This is a genomic window from Rhizobium sp. YTUHZ044, from assembly GCF_051123975.1.
GTDB lineage: Bacteria > Pseudomonadota > Alphaproteobacteria > Rhizobiales > Rhizobiaceae > Rhizobium.
The window spans coordinates 129,133-148,810 of record NZ_CP101429.1 but is presented as its reverse complement, the minus strand read 5'-3'; the positions used below and the strand labels follow the sequence as shown (position 1 = coordinate 148,810).

The 19,678-nt window shown below is 57.9% G+C and carries 15 protein-coding genes and 4 pseudogenes; 15 read left to right on the top strand and 4 right to left on the bottom strand.

Annotated elements, in window-relative coordinates:
- Positions 1-59 precede the first annotated feature (59 nt).
- The 4 genes from nifW to NL154_RS28530 form a co-directional block, all read right to left on the bottom strand.
- The gene (nifW, locus tag NL154_RS28545; RefSeq protein WP_430961005.1) at positions 60-422 is read right to left on the bottom strand and encodes a nitrogenase stabilizing/protective protein NifW; all 363 of its coding nucleotides are present in this window, start codon (positions 420-422) and stop codon (positions 60-62) included.
- A 101-nt stretch (positions 423-523) separates the two neighbouring features.
- A complete protein-coding gene (gene nifS, locus NL154_RS28540) occupies positions 524-1,723 on the bottom strand; it encodes a cysteine desulfurase NifS (protein WP_430961006.1) in 1,200 nt (399 codons plus the stop codon).
- A 114-nt stretch (positions 1,724-1,837) separates the two neighbouring features.
- Positions 1,838-2,158: an iron-sulfur cluster assembly accessory protein gene (locus NL154_RS28535; RefSeq protein ID WP_430961007.1), complete on the bottom strand. Its 321-nt coding sequence runs from the start codon at positions 2,156-2,158 to the stop codon at positions 1,838-1,840.
- A gap of 435 nt (positions 2,159-2,593) precedes the next feature.
- A complete protein-coding gene (locus NL154_RS28530; protein WP_430961016.1) occupies positions 2,594-3,133 on the bottom strand; it encodes a peroxiredoxin in 540 nt (179 codons plus the stop codon).
- A 552-nt stretch (positions 3,134-3,685) separates the two neighbouring features.
- Here NL154_RS28530 and NL154_RS28525 point away from each other — a divergent pair.
- From NL154_RS28525 to fdxB, 15 genes and pseudogenes are all read left to right on the top strand, one after another.
- Positions 3,686-4,360: a nitrogen fixation protein NifQ gene (locus NL154_RS28525; RefSeq protein ID WP_430961008.1), complete on the top strand. Its 675-nt coding sequence runs from the start codon at positions 3,686-3,688 to the stop codon at positions 4,358-4,360.
- Between the two features lie 111 nt (positions 4,361-4,471).
- Positions 4,472-5,800 (top strand): dicarboxylate/amino acid:cation symporter, encoded by a 1,329-nt coding sequence (locus NL154_RS28520; protein ID WP_430961009.1) that lies wholly within the window; start codon positions 4,472-4,474, stop codon positions 5,798-5,800.
- Between the two features lie 243 nt (positions 5,801-6,043).
- Positions 6,044-7,261 (top strand): cytochrome P450, encoded by a 1,218-nt coding sequence (locus NL154_RS28515; protein WP_430961010.1) that lies wholly within the window; start codon positions 6,044-6,046, stop codon positions 7,259-7,261.
- A gap of 537 nt (positions 7,262-7,798) precedes the next feature.
- Positions 7,799-8,274 (top strand): annotated as a pseudogene (locus NL154_RS28510) (nuclear transport factor 2 family protein).
- 196 nt (positions 8,275-8,470) lie between these two features.
- Positions 8,471-9,388, top strand: coding sequence for an SDR family oxidoreductase (locus tag NL154_RS28505; protein ID WP_430961011.1), 918 nt, complete (start codon positions 8,471-8,473; stop codon positions 9,386-9,388).
- Positions 9,366-9,545: pseudogene (locus tag NL154_RS28500) on the top strand (short-chain dehydrogenase); the annotation flags it as partial. The gene NL154_RS28505 and the pseudogene NL154_RS28500, both read left to right, overlap by 23 nt.
- Complete coding sequence (locus NL154_RS28495) at positions 9,538-9,837, top strand: SDR family oxidoreductase (RefSeq protein ID WP_430961012.1); 300 nt, start codon at positions 9,538-9,540, stop codon at positions 9,835-9,837. The pseudogene NL154_RS28500 and the gene NL154_RS28495, both read left to right, overlap by 8 nt.
- 192 nt (positions 9,838-10,029) lie before the next feature.
- Positions 10,030-11,062: pseudogene (locus NL154_RS28490) on the top strand (LLM class flavin-dependent oxidoreductase).
- Positions 11,063-11,649: 587 nt separating this feature from the next.
- Positions 11,650-12,543, top strand: coding sequence for a nitrogenase iron protein (gene nifH / locus NL154_RS28485; RefSeq protein ID WP_430961013.1), 894 nt, complete (start codon positions 11,650-11,652; stop codon positions 12,541-12,543).
- 100 nt (positions 12,544-12,643) lie between these two features.
- Positions 12,644-14,197 carry a nitrogenase molybdenum-iron protein alpha chain gene (gene nifD / locus NL154_RS28480; RefSeq protein WP_430961014.1) on the top strand — a complete coding sequence of 518 codons (1,554 nt, stop codon included), beginning with the start codon at positions 12,644-12,646 and terminating at the stop codon, positions 14,195-14,197.
- Positions 14,198-14,272: 75 nt separating this feature from the next.
- Positions 14,273-15,814 (top strand): nitrogenase molybdenum-iron protein subunit beta, encoded by a 1,542-nt coding sequence (nifK, locus tag NL154_RS28475; RefSeq protein WP_430961015.1) that lies wholly within the window; start codon positions 14,273-14,275, stop codon positions 15,812-15,814.
- 59 nt (positions 15,815-15,873) lie between these two features.
- A pseudogene (locus NL154_RS28470) lies at positions 15,874-16,938 on the top strand (nitrogenase component 1); the annotation flags it as partial.
- A 60-nt stretch (positions 16,939-16,998) separates the two neighbouring features.
- Complete coding sequence (gene nifX / locus NL154_RS28465) at positions 16,999-17,481, top strand: nitrogen fixation protein NifX (RefSeq protein WP_430961098.1); 483 nt, start codon at positions 16,999-17,001, stop codon at positions 17,479-17,481.
- A 4-nt stretch (positions 17,482-17,485) separates the two neighbouring features.
- Complete coding sequence (locus NL154_RS28460) at positions 17,486-17,974, top strand: NifX-associated nitrogen fixation protein (RefSeq protein ID WP_430961097.1); 489 nt, start codon at positions 17,486-17,488, stop codon at positions 17,972-17,974.
- A gap of 1,068 nt (positions 17,975-19,042) precedes the next feature.
- A complete protein-coding gene (gene fdxB, locus NL154_RS28455; RefSeq protein ID WP_430961096.1) occupies positions 19,043-19,360 on the top strand; it encodes a ferredoxin III, nif-specific in 318 nt (105 codons plus the stop codon).
- The last annotated feature ends 318 nt before the right edge of the window (positions 19,361-19,678 follow it).

Below are 19,678 nucleotides of genomic sequence, written 5' to 3'. Positions count from 1 at the left end.
TACGATTGGATTGCTGACAGTCTTGTCGGATTTGGGACATAATATGTCGTAAACCAAACTCACCTGTCGCTTCCGAAAGACTTCAGCACGGTTTCCAACGGTACAAACGTCTGCCCTGGCGCGGCAGTTTTAGTCGGATCGCGTTGCTCAAGCACCCTGAACACCCGATGTGATAGTGGCGAAGAAGTCGCAAAATCCGCGTAGGCGCGTTCCAGCGCGTCGCGCGCACGTGCGCGGTGGTCTGAAAAGTTCCCCTCAGCCAGGTACTGTCCCATGCGTTTCATGATGTGGAGCCGTGAGACGTCGAGCACCTTCGACTCATACGAAACGTCAAGGACCTCAAAGAATTCCTCGGCAGTCGACAAGCTCAGTAGCCGCGCGAAAATTGCGTCACTCGAAACGGCCTCGCCATCACAAGTCATTGCATTCTCCTATAGGTGGGATTAGTTTTCTGGTCCTAGTTGCTTGCTAGACGCTGAAGCCGACCCGGCAGCGGACCTTTCAAGCCGTTCCCGTAAAATGATCAGCGTGCTGCGGCCGCGGAGTTGTCTATCCTCCGCCTTTCACCTGCCGCAGAGAATGGAAACGAACCGCGAAGTTTCATCACAATTCCAGGTATCACCTCGAGTACCTGATCGACATCCTCCTCGCGGCTGAAGTGTGAAAAGGAGAAGCGAACTGCGCCGAGTGCCGCAGCGTCGGGGTTCATCGCCTCGAGAACATGGCTCTTTCGCGAGGAGCCAGAGCTGCAGGCGGAGCCAGACGAGCAGGTGATGCCGTGGCGATTGAGGAGAAACTGAACGGCTTCACTGCCGATGCCCTCGAAGACCACATTTGTCGTGTTAGGTAACCGCGCGAGCGGATCGCCGGTGACGAAGGTCTTGGGAATGCGTTCGAGAAGTCCTTCCTCCAAACGATCGCGAAGCGATTTCACCCATGTGATTTCCTCGTCCATGCGCCACAAGGCAAGTTCGCCTGCCTTGCCCAAACCTACAATCCCGGGCGTGTTCTCTGTTCCCGCGCGTCGGTTGCACTGCTGGTGCCCACCCATGATAAGTGCATGAAAGGGCACGCCGCTCTTTATGTAGAGTGCTCCGACGCCTTTCGGTCCATGGAACTTGTGACCGGAGAGCGACAGCATGTCGATTGCGGTCGATTTCAGGTCCACCCGAAGCTTACCGATCGCCTGCACTGCGTCAGTGTGGAAAATTGCGCCGACATTCTTGGCCATCTCAGAAAGCCTGGCCACGGGGAAGGTCGTCCCGGTCTCGTTGTTCGCCCACATAATTGAGACGATTGCTACACGATGGGTGAGGGCGGCCCGATAGGCGTCGAGATCGAGTCGGCCATGTTGATCGACCGGGATCCGGTGCACCTTGATTCCTCTTGTTTTTTCAAGGTGACCACAGAGCGTTAGAACCGCCGGGTGTTCAACCGCTGAAGTGACGATTTCTGATCGCTCGGGCATCACGTCCAGCGCCGAAAGAATCGCCGCATTGTTGCTTTCGGTCCCGCCCGACGTAAAGATGATCTCATGATCGAACTTGGCACCGATCAGCGCTTGCAATTGCTGGCGCGCCGTCTTCATCGCTGCGCCGGCAGCGGCGCCAATGTCGTGCATCGACGAGGGGTTGCCAAACTGGTCCGCAAAGAACGGCAGCATTGCCTGGAGAACTTCGGAATCGACGCGTGTCGTTGCATTGTTATCGAGATAGATCGACATCCAGGATGGCCCTCCGCCTACTTAAATGACGCCAGGAGCACGCTGGGACACCAGCACTGATGCGGCATTCTTGATCCTCCTTTCATGATGATCTCGTATTCTCCTTCTGCCCGGTCAGCTAAAGGACTTCCCGCAGGCGCAGTTCTCGCTCGCGTTGGGATTGTCGAAGATGAATCCGGGTGAATTCACATCCGTTGTGAAATCGACTGTCATGCCGCCGACGTGAGGTTGAGAGTCTGAGTCTACGAATAGTTTGACCCCTCCCGCCTCAATGACAGCATCGCCGTTGCGTGACTCGCTTTCCAAAACCAGGTGGTATTTGAAACCAGAGCAGCCGCCCGCTTGCACTTTGATGCGTAATCCAGTCGCCGGCTTGGGAGCCTTTGAAAGCGCAAATTTCACTGCGGCAATGGCACTGTCGGTGAGCGTTATCATAACCCGTTTCCTGTTTCCAAGTTGCGCTTGCGAAAAAGCGATGCACTTGGCGTGCCAACAGAAAAACTGTTCGAAAACAACACCCCATCCTAACACAGAGGTGTCGCATGTATGACACCGTTGAAAATCCGACATTGCCGAGTTGATCACACCGAGTTCGTGTTAGGGTTTGCCGGGGCTGGGCAAAGGAGGCTATCCTCTGCCCCCCGACATCAGATGGGCGCCGCGACGCAGACGGGCGAAGCTTAGAGGCTATAGCGGGCAGCGCGTCGGACGAAACGCGCTGACTGTGTGGAACTCCGTCTTTTGCCCTGCTCAGCGGCGGGGATCATAAGAGAGTGCGATGGATTAGTGCCGACGGCAGCTGCGGAGCGCAACGTCAGCGCTCGGGCTCCACGACATCCACAGAAGCATCAAAATCCTGTTGGGGACCGCTCAAGAGGCGGGAGCGGTCCTCAAGGTTTCGAGAATGTTCTGCGGAGAAGAGACCTCATAGGGATCGGACTCGCAGTTGTCAGAGAGACCTTCCTCTTCAAACCATTTTTCCACTACGCCATCATTGACCACGGCGGCGTAGCGCCAAGAGCGCATCCCGAAGCCAACATTGTGCTTTGCGACCAGCATGCCCATTTTGCGAGTGAATTCGCCGGAACCATCCGGAATGAGATTGACCTTTTCTACCCCCAAGGCCTTACCCCACGCATTCATGGCAAAGGCATCATTGACTGATAGGCAGTAGACCGACTCAATCCCCGCATCCCGGAACTCGTCATATAGCTTCTCGAAATCGGGCAATTGCCGAGTCGAGCAAGTCGGGGTGAACGCACCGGGAAGCGAAAATAGAACGACGCGCTTGCCGCTGAAGTAATCCTCGGTTGTTCTGACTTCCCACCGGTAGAGATTCGGCCCCTTCACTGTCTCGTCGCGAACGCGCGTATGAAAGGCAACGAAGGGAATTCTTTTTGTCATCGGCATCTGCATTTCTCCTTTTTCATTGGCATCAGCATCCTTCGGAAGAGAACCGGCGTCTTCGCCGCGATTGGCAGCTTGGCGGCTACCGACGAGCAAGCAGCAAGGGCCGTGCCACTTGACATCCAAACTGTAGCAGCACTGCTTTGTGGCGGCATGGCCATGTTGGTGTGCGCGTATTGGCTTTGGCCACAAACTCCAGCAGGCGCCTTTCAAGGCCCAGCCCGTCGGCGCGATGGGCCGGCAGCTGCTGGCGCGTACTATCGCCTGCGAGGCCGATTTGCCGCGTTACGGTTCGGCGTTTCCTGTTTAGTATCCGGCCGCTACTCTTGGCAGAGAACCGACATCTCATGTTATCCTTGTCGTCCTCCTGACACGGCCGCATCCCCCCGAGCTCCTGCCAGACTTTCGTTTAGTCCTTGACTAGCAACCACAAAGTTACCTCTTCGGCTCGGCAGATTCGATTGGCACGACACTTGAACCGACTTGGCCAGAATTGCCTTGCGGCAAGCACCCGCGGGCGCTCGGTGTGGTGGAACGAAGAGGGAAGGAAGCAACATGTCAAATCTAGCTCAAGTCCGCGCTTTGTCGAAAGGGAGAACAGTCCTTGGAGCCGGAATCTCCGATCGGCCCGGTTGGCGACAATTGTCCAAACTTCTAGGCCCCGGAGTCTGGCCGTCCGTAGATCTCAAAATGGATTTCGATCAGTACGTGCTTACTTGTGTCCTTTCGCGTGCGCTTGAGGAGATCGATGCCGGCGAGGCAACTGCGACAGAGGCAACGGGCCTTTCGCAAGTCGAGCTTCGAGACATCGTGAACCGCAGTTTTCCCGCACCAACGATTCACGCTTTCTCCCTGGAAGACGTCAGCGATGCGGAGCCTGGCATGGAGGAGGAGCTTCTGCGCGGTCTGCTGCTCGCGCATGCTCGACCGGACGATTCAGCGAGCGTAAGTTTCGCCAAGATCATAGCCCGCCGTGCTTTACGCCACGACCATCTCTGGAGGGAGCTCGGCCTTTTCGATCGGGTCGAACTCAGCCGTTTGCTCTCAACCCATTTCCCCAAGCTTGCAGCCGGCAATACCGACAACATGAGGTGGAAGAAGTACTTTTACCGCAAGCTCTGCGAGGCTGAGGGATTTTCGCTGTGCACGGCGGCCGCTTGCCAAGAATGCAAGGAACTGGAGAGCTGCTTTGCCCCTGAGGAAGGGGAAAGCGTTCGCGTGGAGCCCTAGTGGGAGCCAACGCTGAGGCAGGCACCGCCGCCGACACCGGCTGTGGGCCGCTGCGCCTCGCCGATTCAGCGTGCCGGTTTACGACACGTGCATGTACCCGTGGAGGCTATCATGTCGATTGCAGAACATTACGCGGAGGTCCGCGGCAAGACACCCTTTTATCGTCACCTCTATGTCCAGGTGCTGGCAGCGGTCGCCGCAGGCATCCTGCTCGGCCATTTCTATCCGGATATCGGCACTGAGCTCAAACCGCTCGGCGACGCCTTCATCAAGCTCGTCAAGATGATCATCGCGCCTGTCATCTTCCTGACGGTCGCGGCCGGTATTGCTGGCATGACCGATCTCGCGAAGGTCGGCCGTGTCGCCGGCAAGACAATGCTCTACTTTCTAACCTTCTCCACTCTCGCCCTCGTCATCGGCCTGGTGGTCGCGAATGTGGTGCAGCCGGGCGCGGGTATGCATATCGATCCGGCCTCGCTCGATATAAAAGCGGTCACCACCTATGCCGAGAAGGCGCACGAGCAGTCAGTCACCGGCTTCCTCATGAGCATCATTCCGACGACATTTGTCAGTGCTTTCGCCGAGGGCGACATCCTGCAGGTGCTCTTCATCTCGGTCCTTTTCGGCATTTCGCTCGGCAAGGTCGGCAACAAGGCCGAGCCCGTCGTCCATTTCCTGCAGGCGCTGACGCTACCGATCTTCCGGCTGGTCGCCATACTCATGAAAGCCGCGCCGATCGGCGCCTTTGGCGCCATGGCCTTCACCATCGGCGAGTATGGCATCGCCTCGATTGCCAACCTCGCCATGCTGATCGGCACCTTCTATCTGACGTCGTTCCTGTTCGTCTTCGTCGTGCTCGGTGCCGTTGCCCGCTACAACGGCTTCTCAATTCTCTCGCTCATCCGCTACATCAAGGAGGAGTTGCTGCTGGTGCTCGGCACCTCCTCCTCGGAAGCAGCACTCCCGGGCCTCATGAACAAGATGGAGAACGCGGGCTGCGCGCGCTCGGTGGTCGGCCTCGTCATCCCGACCGGCTATTCCTTCAACCTCGACGGCACTAACATCTACATGACGCTTGCGGCACTCTTCATCGCTCAAGCGACCGACACTCCGCTCTCCATCGCCGACCAGATCCTGCTCCTGCTCGTCGCTATGCTGAGCTCGAAGGGGGCCGCCGGCATCACCGGCGCCGGCTTCATCACGCTCGCTGCCACTCTCTCGGTCGTTCCGTCCGTACCGGTCGCCGGCATGGCGCTGATCCTCGGCGTCGATCGCTTCATGTCGGAATGCCGCGCGCTAACCAACTTGATCGGCAATGCCGTCGCGACTGTGGTAGTGGCGAAATGGGAAGGCGAGCTTGCCAAGGCGCATCTTGCAGCCGCCCTTGCAGGCAAGGCGCCAATCCAGACCATGCCGGCGGTTGTCAAGCCAGCGGAGTAATGCTCTTGAGGCCGGACAATAAATGCTTTTTTTGCGCGACCTATTTCGCAGATCGCGTCCACTTCTTGCGGCGCCGCCACAGGCTGCCTGTCTGTGCAGCAGGTATTTACCCCAACATTCCCGCATTCTTGATCGTCGCCCAAGGGGCAAAGAACGATTTCTGACGGAGTTCTCCCGATCGGTTCCGCTCAGATCCTCGACAGCCCACGCAGTTGATGAGTGATTGACAGAAGGACAAAGCGCGTGACGACCAACACCATTCCAGATCATGTACCGCGCGAACTGGTGCGGGACTTCAGTCTTTTCAGTTCACCTGGCATGGCTCCGACGCCTAACGGCGATCCGCACGCTGCCATTGCCTGTGTTCATGACGGCCCTCCGATCTTTTACTCTCCGTCCAACACGCGAGATGGGCGAGGTACCTGGGTCATAACACGCGCGAGAGACCAGCGGCGGGTGCTGCAGGATACAAGGACCTTTTCCAGCCATCGCAGCATCTTGGGCTCCGCACTTGGCGAACATTGGCCGGTCATCCCGCTCGAACTGGATCCGCCGACCCATGGTGTCTTTCGTGCACTGCTAGATCCTCTGTTCTCATCCAAGCGGGTGATTGCACTCGAGCCGACTATCCGCGAGAGAGCGCGCGCGCTGATCGACCGCATAGCGAGAGAGAGAACCAGCTGTGACGTCATGAGGGAGTTTGCCTTGCCCTTCACGGTCAGCGTCTTCCTTAGCTTTCTCGGGCTTTCGCAGAGGCGATCTGAAGTGTTTGTTGGCTGGGTAAGCGATTTACTCCACGGTAACGCAGACAAGCGAACGGCAGCAGCCCGGTCTATCGTGGGCTTCATTGACGAACTTGCAGCCAGGCGCCGCAGGACACCAGCTTTTGATTTCATGACTTTTGTCGTGCGGGCGGAGATTGATGGCCGCTCCTTAACAGAAGAGGAAGTCCGTGGCATCGGTGTGCTTTTCTTGGTCGCGGGACTCGACACGGTCGCGGCTGCCATAGGCTTTGACATGGCCTATCTCGCACGCAATCCAAAGGACCAAGAGTTGTTGCGGAACGAACCGGATCGGGTCATGCTCGCCGTTGAAGAATTGCTGCGCGCCTATTCAACCGTTCAGATGATCCGCGTGGCCGCGAAGGATATCGTGTTCGAAGGCGTGCCGATCCGTAAGGGTGAGTATGTTTCGTGCGCCACTATGATTGCGAATCGTGATCCATCGGAATTCGCGTCCCCTGAGACTATCGATCTGGCACGACGGGGGAACCACCACACCGCTTTTGGCTATGGTCCACACGTTTGCCTCGGAGCGCACCTTGCACGGCGAGAAATTGTCGTTGGCCTACGCGAATGGTTGGCGCGCATCCCGACTTTCCGCATCAAAGAGGGTACGGCGCCGATTACCCGTGGCGGTCATGTATTCGGGATCAAGGATCTCACTCTGACTTGGACCTGATCGGGCTCCGGCCTGTACGCAGACGCGCACGGCTCAAAACGCCCAACCGCTCAACGACCTGCAGCGGCTTTAAGGGCGTTAAGACGACTGTCGCCTTTATCGGCGTTACGACAGAGGCTCGTTCGAGCCCATTTCTCCTACATTGAGGCTAAGTAGCTGGGCGCTCATTTAAATGCATTCTTGGGGTGGTCAGCCAGGTTGGCATGAACTTTGAACGTCCTCCATTGAGCGGCAGCGCCAAGTTGCTAGTGAGCACACTACCACGGATCTGAGGTCCGAGTGGCCGCGGTTTCAGGAACCATTACCGCACATTCGGTTGAGTTCTCGGGTCAAGGTGGAAGCTTAGACCGTCGTAAGCGAAAGGGAAAAACGAGGTGATGAAGACCAGACCGGCCCTGTTGGGGAAATCTGGAAAACTTCGTTGTCCGGTCCAGGTGTGGCAGCAATGAGCTTCGCGCCGGAAACCGTGAATCTTCGCCGATAACGCGTGGTCCTGAGGACACGCTTCATAGAATTTTCAGAACCTCTATTGAGCCGATGCATCAACCAACCATGACCCAACTCTTCGACCGGGAAGCAATCCGCGACTGTCTCCAGACGAGGCCGCTTTACGCAGCATTGGCCGGATGCAACTGACAATCACGGAAGTTACTGCGGCTCCGCCGGAGGGTTCATTCAGCTTGCGCTTAGTGTCTTCAAAACCCAGCCGCGCAACATCCACCAGCTTGCAAACATAATGGTCGAGTTCGTGGGCTCGGCAGAGGCCGCGATCGAAAGTTATTTCATCGCGCTGCAGCGCGGACCCGATGAGGCAGATGCTCCTGTGCGGACGCTACTGTGATTTGGTTCAGAAAAGGGAAGGGGAGTGGCGCATCCTCGAACGCACCGTAGTCTATGATTGGGTTGAAGAGCAGAGGCCCGCGACTTTCACTGAAGCTGAGCGGTTTGGTCCTCGCCAGCCGATTGGGGCACCGCACCCGAATGATCCCGCCTACAAACTCTCTGCCCTGTGAAGACACGTCTGGACGATTCCCCGGTTCAGCCAGGGCGGGTCATCATCGTGACAGATGCGGCAGGGGGTATTGGTCGTGCGCTGGTCGATATATTTGCCACGAGTGGAGACATCGTAGTCGCGGTTGACCTTCCAGACAGCGGTGTGTCGAACTGAGCCGTCATCTCGGCAAGCCCCATCTCGGCCTTGAGTTCGAAGTGTCGCGACACGACGATGTCCTCGCATTCTGTACCCTTCTGGACAAAGGATTCTCGCAGATTGGAGTGCTCGTCAATAATGCGGGAATAGGGCCGACGATGGCTGCGACCGTCGATACGCCCATCCAAGATTTTCAAAGCGCTCCAGCAGTAAACCTCATCGGGCCGTACTGGGTGGCGTGCGAAATCGCCAAGCTGATGAAACCTGGCGCAGCCATCGTCAACGTCGCTTCGCTTGCTGGCCTCCTCGGCAACCCAAAGCGCAATGGTTACGCCGCTTCGAAAGCTGCGCTGATCTCAATCACGAAAACGCTGGCGTGCGCAGGGGCTTCGCGTGGCATCCGCGTGACAGTGGTAGCCCCCGTTTACGTGCATACGCCAATGGTCGCGGAATTAGAAACAGCTGGCAAGTTGGACGTTAGGGCAATAAGGCGCGGCGTGCCGATAGGCCGATTGGCTCGTCCCGACGAGATCGCGCGAGCTGTGCACTTCATGGCCAGTGAGCAGGCAAGTTACATCACCGGATCGACGCTTGTAGTCGATGGTGGCTGGATGTCATTCAGCCAGCCTCGTGAAGCCCACCGGACTCAGGGTAGGACGCCCGGAGTAGAACTCTTACGCCCGGTCGAGGACACCGATGCGCGAACGGTGGTCGTGATAGACGGTGCTAAAGGCATAGGCGCGGCTATCGCTCGCCGCTTTGCAGCGAGGGGCGATACGGTTGTGATCGCTGACGGAGGCGGTGGTGCAGCGGTAAAGCTCGCTGACTTGCTCGGCGACAAGCACCTGTCAAAACGCGTGGAAAGGACAGTCGAGAGCGACGTCGTCGCTCTCTTCGAAGAATTGCGGAAGCGCTCCAGCCACATCGACGTCTTCGTCAACGGCCTTGGCGTGAATGCACATTCGCCCCGATCTTGAGCAGCCTGCGGCAGGGCTCAAAAACACTCTGCGCATAAATCTAACTGGCGCCTTCACCTGCTTACGCGAGGCGGCGATATCGATGCGACCTGGTAGTGTAATCCTGTATCTCGCAATGAGTTGCAGGCTCTTACCGCTCTCGATGAATCATGCTTACGCCGCGTACAACGCCGGCCTTGATATGCTTACCCGGTGCATGGCGGCCGAATTCGGGGCCGCTTGGAATCCGCATAGCCACAGTCGCTCCACGTCACATCCGCGCGTCTGGCGACATCCAGTGCGAAAAGGCTACCGGCACAGGCCCGAGATCGCTCCGACAGGAGATCCCTTTGGGCAGGTTTGGGGAACCGGAGGAAGTCGCCGAAGCCGTCTACTTTCTGGCATCGTCTGATGCCTCGTATATCAACGGCTCGATCCTGCACGTGGACCGAGGCTGGAGCTCGTCCTGAGACGCGGGGAGCTGAGAATTCCCATATTGGTTGTGGAGCTCTTAACCACAATGAAACCCCGTCGACAGAGTCGCTTCATCGATCATGGGAGCGTGCTCGTGAATCGAGGTCGTGCCGGGCACACCTACATGCCCGTATTGACCGCCCAGTCATCACGAGCTGTGTGATCCTTGCCGCAAACAAGGAGACACAATGGAGTTCGCAATCATCCTGGCTGCCCAGCGAGGCTATCTACCATCTTGCGATAGCGTCATCCGCAACTCAGTAGAGCAGGCCGTTCTTTCGGAGCAGGCTGGCTTCCGCACAGCTTGGTTCGCCGAGCACCACTTCACCAACTACAGCCTTGTTCCGTCGCCCTTGCTGATGGTCGCCCACTGTGCCGGATTGACGAGCACCATACGCCTCGGCTCCGCGGTCTGCGTACTGCCACTCTATCGACCGCAGCGCCTGCTGGCGGAAATCGGCTTTGTCGATATCGTTGCGAACGGCCGACTGGAGCTCGGCGTTGGTTCAGGATACCAGCAGTTTGAATTCGACCGCTTCGGCGTCAATGTAGATGAGGCGCCGGCCGTCTTTTCGGAATGCCTCGACATCTTGCTCAAGGGTCTCAAGCAAAAGATCTTTTTACGCAGATACCTGCGACGGCGATTTCAGTGCGAACTCTTCAAAAGCCAGCCCCGCCGATCTGGATTGCCACCGGGTCCTCCAAAACAATGTGCCGAGCCTATCGTGAGGGACACAACCTTTTCGTTACGGCCTCCATGAGGGCTTGGAAACTCTGGGCATGCTGCGAGACATCATCCAGACCGCCGCTATATCCGAGGGCAAAAGGTCCGTGACGCCAAGCTGTCGCTTTTGCGCTGCTGCTATGCCAGCGATAATGGAGCGGAAATCAACCACTACCTCGATAACGCGCGCTTTCAGCGCCGGCTGTCCGAGGCCCTGCATCAGCGTCGCAACAGAGCAAGGACGGCTACATGTTGGAGGAGGTGCCGACGCACCAGAACCTCTCGTTCGGACTATGCGCAAGAACCTGCCCATCGGGAGCATAAATCGCGTGATTGATCGCCTTCTGGAGGAGATCGAAGTCTTGAGGCCGGACCAGATTGCAATTCAGACGCAGTTGGGGGATCTGAACCAAAGAACGATGCTGCGCCAGATAGAGCTCTGGGGAGACAGGATCATCCCAGCAGTCCAGAAATCTCTCGGGCAGCCGGACACTTGAAGTTGTCTGCCTGATTTTCAGATCAGCTCACCTTCCTCACACGCTATCGCAGTACCCGGCAAGTGCAAGCCGGGCCTCCAGATGTAGGGCACACATGGAGCTCTTCCGAAGGCACCAGCTCGTGGATCGTCATAGGACGAATGCACATTCATACGACAGTACCCATTTGAGCTCCGATGGCCGAAGTCAATCGCGGTTTAATCCAGTGAGGGCCGGGAAAGCAGCGTGAAGCACACTTGGACGAACGTCTGGCACTTCGCGTTGATAAAGCCTCCACGAGAAGAGCGCTCCCATCCCCTCCTCAGCCCTGATCGGCAGCATCGTCTTGTCGGATCTTACGTCTGATAGGCGACGCTTACGACAATTGCTGGTTACAATTGTCGGTTCCGCGACAAGGATTTGCTTTGTGATGCAGGTAGTCTCGTTTCCGCATAAGTAACTGGTAACGTACAACAATGTAACTCTGTTCGGTCTACCCGCCGAGTTGGCACGGGTCTTGTAACCATCCCTACGCAGGCGGCAAAAGCTGCCGGCGACATTCATTCTGCGGGCAACCGCGATGGTTCGAACAAACGAAGGAAAGCAACATGGCAGGTCTGCGTCAAATCGCATTCTACGGCAAAGGTGGTATCGGCAAGTCCACCACCTCTCAAAATACGCTCGCGGCCCTAGTCGATCTCGGGCAGAAAATCCTTATCGTGGGCTGCGATCCCAAGGCCGACTCCACCCGCCTCATCCTGAACTCGAAGGCGCAGGACACGGTCCTGCATCTCGCGGCAAAGGAAGGTTCGGTGGAAGACCTCGAGGTGGAGGACGTGCTGAAGGTCGGTTACAAAGGCATCAAATGCGTAGAGTCGGGCGGCCCCGAGCCGGGCGTCGGTTGCGCCGGGCGCGGCGTCATCACGTCGATCAACTTCCTGGAAGAAAACGGCGCCTACGATGATGTCGACTACGTCTCCTACGACGTGCTCGGCGACGTGGTGTGCGGCGGCTTCGCGATGCCCATCCGCGAAAACAAGGCCCAGGAAATCTACATCGTAATGTCCGGCGAGATGATGGCACTCTATGCCGCCAACAACATCGCTAAGGGGATCCTGAAATACGCCCACTCGGGCGGCGTGCGGCTTGGCGGGCTGATTTGCAATGAGCGACAGACAGACCGCGAACTCGATCTCGCCGAGGCACTCGCGGCCAAGCTCAATTCCAAGCTCATTCACTTCGTGCCACGCGACAACATCGTCCAGCACGCCGAGCTCAGGAAGATGACGGTTATCCAGTATGCACCGGACTCCAAGCAGGCGGCGGAATATCGCGCGCTAGCCGAGAAGATCCACGCCAATTCGGGCCAGGGCACCGTCCCGACCCCGATCACGATGGAGGAACTCGAGGACATGCTGCTCGACTTCGGCATCATGAAGACGGACGAGCAGATGCTTGCAGAACTCCAGGCCAAAGAAGCGGCGGTAGCAGCAGTCCAGTGACTGCCTCGCAGACGAGGTCGGAACTTTACCCGGCGCAACATTCCACCAACGCTGCCTCTTCTTGGAGGCATCACCCGAACCGCGAAAAGGGGGCAGGCGAATGAGCCTCGATTACGAGAATGACAGTGCTCTCCATGAGAAGCTTATCGAGGAAGTGCTGTCGCATTACCCAAACAAAGCGGCGAAACGTCGCCAAAAGCACCTCAGTGTCGCATCGGATAGCGAGGAGGTCTGCGAGGAGGGCCAGGCCATCTCCGAATGTGACGTAAAGTCGAACATCAAGTCCATTCCAGGCGTAATGACGATCCGCGGCTGCGCCTATGCTGGCTCCAAAGGCGTGGTCTGGGGCCCGGTCAAGGATATGGTCCATGTCTCGCATGGGCCGGTCGGCTGCGGTCAATATTCATGGTCGCAGCGACGCAACTACTATGTCGGCACAACAGGTGTCGATACATTCGTAACGATGCAGTTCACCTCCGACTTCCAGGAGAAGGACATCGTCTTCGGTGGCGACAAAAAGCTGGAAAAGATCATCGATGAGATCGAGGAACTGTTTCCCTTGAACAAGGGCCTCACTATTCAGTCCGAATGTCCCATCGGTCTCATTGGCGACGACATCGAGGCGGTGTCGCGCAAGAAGGCCAAGGAGTACAAAAAAACAATCGTGCCGGTACGCTGCGAAGGCTTCCGCGGCGTCTCGCAATCGCTCGGCCACCACATCGCCAACGACGCCATCCGCGACTGGGTGTTGGACAAGGCAACCTTAGATTTCGAGCCCGGCCCCTACGACGTAAATATCGTCGGCGACTACAACATCGGCGGCGACGCCTGGGCCACCCGCATTCTGCTCGAGGAAGTGGGGCTGCGCGTGGTCGGCAACTGGTCGGGGGACGCGACGCTCGCGGAAGTGGAGCGTGCCCCTAAGGCCAAGCTCAACCTCATCCACTGCTACCGGTCGATGAACTACATCTGCCGGCATATGGAGGAAAGATACGCCATCCCCTGGATGGAATATAACTTCTTCGGCCCCTCCCAGATCGAGGCCTCTCTGCGCAAGATTGCCAGGCATTTCGGGCCTGAAATCGTGGACAAGACCGAGGCGGTCATCGCCAAGTACCGGCCCCTTGTCGATGCGGTCATCGATAGATATCGACCGCGACTCGAAGGCAAGAGAGTGATGCTCTATGTCGGCGGTTTGCGCCCCCGTCACGTCATCACCGCCTATGAAGACCTCGGCATGCAGATCGTCGGAACCGGCTACGAATTCGCTCACAACGACGACTATCAGCGCACCGGCCACTACGTGAAGAAGGGCACGCTGATCTATGACGACGCAACCAGTTACGAACTGGATAAGTTCATCGAGAGGATTCGTCCCGATCTTGTTGGCTCCGGCATCAAGGAAAAATACCCCGTGCAGAAGATGGGCATACCTTTTCGCCAGATGCACTCATGGGATTATTCCGGCCCGTACCACGGCTATGACGGCTTCGCCATCTTCGCCCGCGACATGGATCTTGCCGTAAACAGCCCGATCTGGGACCTTTACGAAGCACCATGGAAGAAAGACGCCATGAAGCCTGACGCGGTCGCAGCCGAAATAAGGACCCGACCTCCCGCGACCACGATGGCGATGAACGCCAGCACCCATTGATCCGCAGAAAACCTGAAAAGCCTCGACGCCCCTTTACCGGCGTCTGGGCAAGTCAGATGCAACAAGGTGATGATCATGCCACAGTCGGCCGAAAATATTCTCGACCATGCTCCGCTGTTCCGGGAGCCGGAATACAGAAAGATGCTAGCGGAGAAGAAGCTGAATTTCGAATGTCCGCACTCCGATCAGATCGTAACTAACCAAGCTGAATACACCACGACGTGGGAATATCGCGAAAAGAATCTTGCCCGCGAAGCGCTCGTGGTAAACCCAGCCAAAGCCTGCCAGCCGCTGGGCGCCGTATTCGCCGCCGCGGGGTTCGAGCGGACCATGTCCTTTGTGCATGGCAGCCAGGGCTGCGTTGCTTATTACCGGTCGCACCTTTCTCGGCATTTCAAGGAGCCCTCATCGGCAGTCTCATCCTCGATGACAGAGGACGCGGCAGTGTTCGGCGGCCTGAAGAACATGGTCGATGGACTCGCCAATACTTATGCGCTCTACGACCCGAAGATGATTGCCGTCTCTACCACCTGTATGGCGGAAGTCATTGGTGATGATCTGCATGGCTTCATTGAGAATGCCAAGAGCGAAGGCTCAGTCCCTCCCGAATTTGACGTGCCCTTCGCCCATACGCCTGCCTTCGTCGGCAGCCACGTCGACGGCTATGACGCCATGGTCAAAGGCATCCTGGAGCACTTCTGGAAAGGCAAGGAGCGCACGGAGGCGGCTGGCACGATTAATATCATCCCGGGCTTCGATGGCTTCTGCGTCGGCAACAATCGCGAACTCAAGCGCCTGCTCAACCTTATGGGCGTGTCCTACACCTTCATCCAGGATGCCTCCGACCAATTCGATACGCCATCCGACGGCGAATTCCGCATGTATGACGGTGGGACGAAGATCGAGGACGTGAAAGGGGCCCTCAATGCCGAAGCGACACTGTCGCTGCAGCACTACAACACCCGCAAGACGCTCGAGTATTGCCAGGAGCTCGAGCAGGCTACCGCCTCCTTCCATTACCCGCTCGGGGCCAAGGCAACCGACGAGTTCTTGATGAAGGTGTCGGAGATTTCCGGCAAGGAAATCCCCGAGACAATACGCTTGGAACGCGGCCGACTGATCGACGCCATGGCGGACAGCCAATCCTGGCTGCATGGTAAAAAATACGCAATCTACGGCGATCCCGACTTCGTCTACGCGGTGGCCCGGTTTGTCATGGAGACTGGCGGGGAGCCGATCCACTGCCTCGCCACCAACGGCACGCCGGCCTGGGAAGCGGAGATGAAGGAACTGCTTGCATCGTCCCCATTCGGCAAGGATGCCCAAGTCTGGTCGGGCAAGGATCTCTGGGCTATGCGCTCGTTGCTTTTTACCGAACCGGTGGACCTGATGATCGGCAATTCCTACGGCAAATATCTGGAGCGGGACACCGGGGCACCACTGATCCGGTTGACGTTTCCCATTTTCGATCGTCACCACCATCATCGTTTTCCGCTCATGGGCTACCAAGGAGGGCTCCGCGTGTTGACGACGATCCTCGACAAGATCTTCGACAAGCTCGATCGCGAAACGAGCAAGATCGGTGTGACGGATTATTCTTATGACCTCACGCGGTAAAAGCAGCGGTTGGCTGAGACGCGGCCAACCCTCTTCCAATGGACTGGGAGAATGGCGTAATGCAATCGCCCACTGCTAAAATCCAGGATGTTTTCGACGAGCCCGGCTGCGAGATAAATCGAGCCAAAGATGACAAGGCGCGCAAAAAGGGCTGTTCGAAACCGCTAACCCCCGGCGCGGCAGCCGGAGGCTGCGCCTTCGATGGTGCCAAGATTGTGCTGCAGCCAATCACCGACGTCGCACATCTCGTTCATGCACCGCTCGCCTGCGAGGGCAATTCCTGGGACAATCGCGGCGCGGCTTCGTCCGGAGCAACCCTTTGGCGTAGAAGCTTCACGACCGACCTCACCCAGCTCGACGTGGTGATGGGGCAAGGCGCGCGGAAGCTTTTCAGAGCAATCCGCGAGATTAAGGAGGCGCATGCGCCGTCGGCGATCTTCGTATATTCGACTTGCGTGACGGCACTGATTGGCGACGATATCGAAGCCGTCTGCAAGTGCGCAGCAGAAAGGTTCGACTTGCCGGTGGTGCCGGTCAATGCACCCGGCTTCGCCGGTTCCAAGAACCTTGGTAACAAGCTTGCGGGCGAGGCATTGCTTGATCATGTCATCGGTACGGTGGAGCCGGACGACGTCGGTCCTTACGACATCAATGTCCTTGGCGAATTCAACCTCTCCGGTGAGTTCTGGCTGGTGGCGCCGCTGCTTGATCGGCTAGGCATCCGGGTGCGCGCCTGTATTCCTGGCGACGCGCGTTTCCGCGATGTCGCCTCAGCGCACCGCGCCCGCGCAGCCATGTTGGTGTGCTCGACGGCACTCATCAATCTTGCCCGCAAGATGGAGGAGCGCTGGGGTATCCCGTTCTTTGAGGGCTCATTTTACGGCATCAGCGACACTTCAGAAGCTCTCAGGCAGATCGCCAAACTCCTGGTGGCGAAGGGCGCCAATCCAGATCTCATCGAGCGCACCGAGGCCCTGATCGGTGAGGAGGAGGCGATTGCGTGGAAAAGACTTGAGGTATATCGCCCCCGGCTCCAAGGCAAGCGCGTACTCATCAACACCGGCGGTGTGAAGTCCTGGTCGCTTGTAAATGCATTGACGGAGATCGGCAAACAACTTCCAGGCCAACCAGCACACGCCATCGCCCGAGATGGTCGATGCACTGCGGAAGCGGAGTAATGCCGGATGAATTCGGTTCGTCGCCTGTCGCTCGTCGCTGACGAGATCCACCCGCGGAATCACCGCGCATTGCGCATCGCGATTGCGACGCAGGATATGAAAGCGCTTAATGCCCATTTCGGATCGGCCAAGCACTTTGCAGTCTTCGACGTGACGCGCGACGGCTGGGATTTGGTGGGAGCGGTGAGCTTCGATGACGTCTCCGACGAGACCGGGAAGCATCGGATCGAGGGCGATGACCGGATCACGCCGAAGGTCAACGCGTTGAGCGGCTGTCACCTCCTCTTTTGTGTGGCTATCGGCGGACCTTCCGCAGCCAAGGTGGTAGCGGCGAAAATCCACCCGATAAACGTGGGTCACCCTGAACCCATTCAAGACGTGCTTTCGCGAACCCAGAAAATGCTTAGGACGGCTCCGCCGCCGTGGCTGCGCAAGGCTCTGGCGCAAGCAGGTGTCGCCGAAAAGAAACCGTTCGAGGACGAGGACTGATGTCATGAAAAAAATGTCGGCCACTGCGGGCACGCCCGCTGTCAACGAGCACGAGGCGGCGCTTGCCACCCCTTTCGTCAGATGCCTCACGCGGCTGATCCGCGCTGAGGATGCTTATGGACGGCAGGACGGCGCATCGGACGTCGAGCTGTTGGCAAAATTCATCGTCATCGAAGACCAGCGCCGTCAAATCCCGATCATCTGCGATCCCGATGCGGATGTCATGTTGAGGCTCAATCTCTTTTACACCGCCGTCGGCCTTACAATCGAAGCGCGCACCGGTCTGGTGGCGTCGCCGACTATGATGATCAGCTATGAGGGCTTTGGGCGAGTGCTTCTCACGACGGGGCGGCTGGTCGTCTTTTCGAAAACAGTGCGCGACGTCCACCAGTTTCGCTTCGCGGCGCTTCGGAACCTCGCCGAGGCCGGTGCAAAACTCGTCGACGATGCGATCGCTGTTATCGAAGCCTATCCCGAAGTGGCGCGAGCCTGACGGTCGAACCGTCAATAATTTAATCGCCGGCCCTCTCTGCGCTTGAGGACCGACGTGGGCAGCGGCGAGCTTTGCTGTCGACACCACCTGCCGGCGAGGAGCAATGTGTAGCGATCCAAACGGTGGCGTCGACATTTGTCGGTTCAGCGACACAAGCTCGTTTACCAAATTTTTCTTTGCCTCTGAATAAAGGACTGAAAAGCCGCAACAAACTCCGTTCTTCGTCCAGCCGCCAACTGGCACAAGTCTTGAAGACATTCCATTGAGAGGCGCCGAAAGCTGCCGATCGGTAGGGATCAACGAGGAAAGGTAAACATGGCAGGTCTGTGTCAGATCGCAAGGAGTTGCAAGGAGCGCATGGGCACGTGCGCCGCCACGCGGAAGTATGCTCGCCTCCCTTATCGATCTCGAACCAACATGCATATCGTCAGCGGCGACAGGAGGATCGATTTCAGCTCCCTTATTCTGAACTTGAAGGAGGGGGACTGCGCGGCAGCGCCCATACGTTTCAGATTGTCGGCGGTTCCGATCCTTTCCACATCGCCGTCGCGCTTGCGACGCGCGCACCAGCCGGTGGCTCCCCGGATTAAGACGAGGGTCAACGAGGGCTTCTGGATGCCCGAACCTGGTCGTATTCACCGACGCCTGCCGGTTGGGCTCCGAGACGCTTGGGAAGCTCGCCGGCCGCCGGTGCGAAACTGGTGGGCAATGCGAGCATTGAGATCCATGGGTATACCGAAGTGGCAGGGTTGATGGTCGACCTGGCGACGACAAACCTCGGCCGTCCCGTTTTCCCCGGGGGGCCGACGTCAGGCAGCGGGGCCACTCTCTCCACATGCCCCACAGGTCCCGCTGCCGCGGCCGTCTCAAAGGTCGAGGCTCGAAAAAGCCTCGGCACATTTTTGCAATGGCGGACCGATGATCAGCAGACCGCCACCGATAGGCTGAATAACAAAAACCGGGACACGGGCGGACGAAGACGGTTGTGACGGGATGAGATCGTGTCCGACTTGGAAGACATTCCACATTCGGCCGCTGCCGAGAACAGCCTGCGTTGGAGAACTTACGATGACCAATCATTTCTTTACCCGCGATGGCTCGACGTGGATTCCGCAATATCTGACGACGATTGATGCCGTGACCTGCATTGGCTGCGGCCGCTGCGCCAAAGTCTGCTCGCGCGAAGTCATGCACCTGCACGGCGTCGACGAATCGGGTGAAATCCTCGGCGCCTGCGACGGCGAGGAGGAGGACTTCGATGGCGAGCTCAGTCGTACGATCATGGTTATCGACCACGCCGGCCGCTGCATCGGCTGTGGAGCCTGCGCCCGCGTCTGCCCGAAGAAGTGCCAAACCCATGTCGCGGCTGACCAAATTGTTGGTTGATCTGACGGAGAACCAGGAGAACGGGCGTTGCCTTTCAAGCCCTTATGTCGCGTCCTGCAATTGGTCGAGTGAGTCGACCTTCTAGCCGTGTACTTTGTCTCGCACGCAAAGTAATCATTACAGCACTGGGTACTTCGGTGCTTTTTCTTGTTGCCTATTTCGGAAGCGTTCATTTTTTTAGTTTGGCGGGAACGGTGGCAAGCTCAGCACCGACGGCGTGCAGGCACTGCTGAACAAATATGTCGCCAAAGCGCGCCAGCACTGCGCCTCCCTTCGCTCAAAGCGGGTGACGTGCTCCCGTTAAATTAGGCCATTCAG